Source organism: Sphaerisporangium dianthi (genome assembly GCF_042654065.1).
Taxonomy (GTDB): Bacteria; Actinomycetota; Actinomycetes; order Streptosporangiales; family Streptosporangiaceae; genus Sphaerisporangium; species Sphaerisporangium dianthi.
The window spans coordinates 1-2,526 of the sequence record NZ_JBHSFP010000093.1 but is presented as its reverse complement, the minus strand read 5'-3'; the positions used below and the strand labels follow the sequence as shown (position 1 = coordinate 2,526).

At 68.8% G+C, this 2,526-nt stretch carries 1 protein-coding gene and 1 pseudogene; one reads left to right on the top strand and one right to left on the bottom strand.

Annotated features, from left to right (window positions below; translation table 11 throughout):
* A pseudogene (locus tag ACFO60_RS40705) lies at positions 1 to 180 on the bottom strand (SGNH/GDSL hydrolase family protein); the annotation flags it as partial.
* 854 nt (positions 181 to 1,034) lie between these two features.
* Between ACFO60_RS40705 and ACFO60_RS40700 the strand changes: the two are divergent.
* Positions 1,035 to 2,526: ricin-type beta-trefoil lectin domain protein (locus tag ACFO60_RS40700; protein WP_380852873.1), on the top strand; the 1,492-nt coding region annotated here is incomplete at its 3' end.

Sequence of the window (2,526 nt, the reverse complement as noted above, 5' to 3'; positions counted from 1 at the left end):
CAACCCGATCCGGTACCCGCCCGGCACCTGCGTGCCCTCGGTGATCGAGTCACCCAGCGGCATCACCCGCACCCCGCCATTGGACTCCGCGCTGGCGACACCGGCTCCCGTCGCCGTACCCGCCGCGACCACGGCCACGGCCACCAGCGAGGCCGTCAGCCATCGCCTCCATCTACGCATGCTCAATCCCTCGCGGCCTGCCGCCGGCACGTCCAGCCGATCAGCGTCGTTAGCGTTAACATCGTGGACTTCTCATCAGCTGGTGCGAGTGGCGGGAATTCCGGACCGCCGGATTCGAGGTCGCCTGTCGCATCGCATGGACGCTCTCCGGTCGCCTGTGTCGGCGCGCACCGGAACGCGGCGAAGCCGGAATGCCCCACCGCGAGATGGCGACCTGCACGCGGACCGTCTCGGCCGTCTCTTGTGAACATGAAACTCCCTGGGGGAAAGATCGGCGGCGACCGGTCCGGGCTTGTGGCGGGTGACGGACGGGGCTTTCGAGCGCCCGAGATCCCACGGTCGGCCCCGACCTGTCTCGGCGTGCCGGCGGCGGCTCCGGCAGGACAATTGTTAGCGCTAACACAACTTCAGGTGAGCCGGTTACTCCCTCCACGCGAGCCGGACGAGGTGGTGGTGTGGCGGAGCAAATACCGCGCGACACGATGCGTCAAGACTTCCGACCGGCCTCGTCGTGATCTTCCGGTTCGCCGGAGCGGCCCATCTGCCCTAACAAGGGACGGCCGCACCGCCGCGGGAGCCCGTGGTGATGAAACGTTCACCAGGCCGCGACATGGCATGGCCGTTTCGCACCGGCACAGGCTTGCCAGAGCACCCGGCCATGAGATCGAACCGCTTTCTGATGGTCTTGACATGTTTCTCCCTCGTTTTCACACTGGGTCCGCAAGGCGGTTTCCTCCTGCCGGAGTCGGTGGTGAGCGGCAGGAGCCCCTCGGTTGCGACACGTCCCGGCGGCGGGCCGGTCGTCGATCGCGGGTCTCCCCATCTCTCATTGATCCAGCGCTGGAGGCTCACGCATGGGCGAAAAGGCCCTATCCCCAGATCAGACCCGGCGACCATTCGGCCCGCTGGTCGTCGTGGTCGTCCATCTGATGGTTTTGGCCCTGGTGTCGGCGGGATGGGCCGTCGCGGACGCCGCGCCCGCCACCGCCGCGAGGAACGCCGCCGCGGCGGCCGCCCTGGTGACGACTCCGCCGATGGGCTGGGCGTCGTGGAACACCTTCGCGGCCCAGATCAACTACAACGTGATCAAGGCCCAGACGGACGCGATGGTGTCCTCGGGCATGAAGGACGCCGGCTACCAGTACGTCAACATCGACGAGGGCTGGTGGCAGGGAACGCGGGACGCCGCCGGCAACATCACCGTCGACACGGCCGAGTGGCCGGGCGGGATGAAGGCGATCGCCGACTACATCCACAGCAAGGGCCTGAAGGCCGGCATCTACACCGACGCCGGTCGCGACGGATGCGGCTACTACTACCCGACCGGCCGGCCGGCCGCTCCGGGCAGCGGCAGCGAGGGCCACTACGACCAGGACTTCCTGCAGTTCTCCCAGTGGGGCTTCGACTTCGTCAAGGTCGACTGGTGCGGAGGGAACGCCGAGGGCCTGGATTCCCGCCGCACCTACCAGGCGATCAGCGACGCCATCGGCAGGGCCACGGCGCAGACCGGCCGGCCGATGGTGCTGTCGATCTGCAACTGGGGCAACCAGAGCCCGTGGGACTGGGCGCCGGGCATGTCCACCATGTGGCGCACCAGCGGCGACATCATCTACTGGGGCCAGGCCGCGTCGATGGATCGCGTGCTCGCCAACTTCGACTCCGCCCAGCACGCCTCCGCACAGACCCCCGGCCACTACAACGACCCCGACATGCTCATCGTCGGCATGCCGAACTTCTCCGCGGCCCAGAACCGCACCCACATGAGCCTGTGGGCGATCTCGGGGGCTCCGCTGCTGGCCGGCAACAAGCTCACCGACATGAGCGCCGAGACCAAGGCCATCCTCACCAACCGGGAGGTGCTGGCCGTCGACCAGGACTCCCTCGGGCGGCAGGGGGTGAAGGTGGCCGAGGATCAGAGCGGGCGCCAGGTGTACAGCAAGGTCCTCTCGGGCACCGGCCGCCGGGCGGTGCTCCTGCTCAACCGGACCACTTCCTCCGCCGCCATCACCGCTCGGTGGTCCGACCTCGGCCTCACCGGCTCGGCCACCGTGCGCAACCCGTGGACCGGGACCGACGCCGGGACCTTCAGCGGCGGCTACACCGTCACCGTGCCGGCCCGCGAGGCGGTCCTTCTCACCGTCACCGCCAGTGAGGCGGGTCCCAGTCCGACGCCGACGCCCACTTCGGGCACCGGCACGGGTGCGATCAAGGGTGTGGGTTCGGGCCGATGTGTGGACGTGACCGGCGGCTCGCAGGCCAACGGCGCCCAGGCGCAGATCTACGACTGCAACGGCCAGGCCGGTCAGCAGTGGACGTCCACCGGTTCGAGTGAGCTGCGGGTGTACG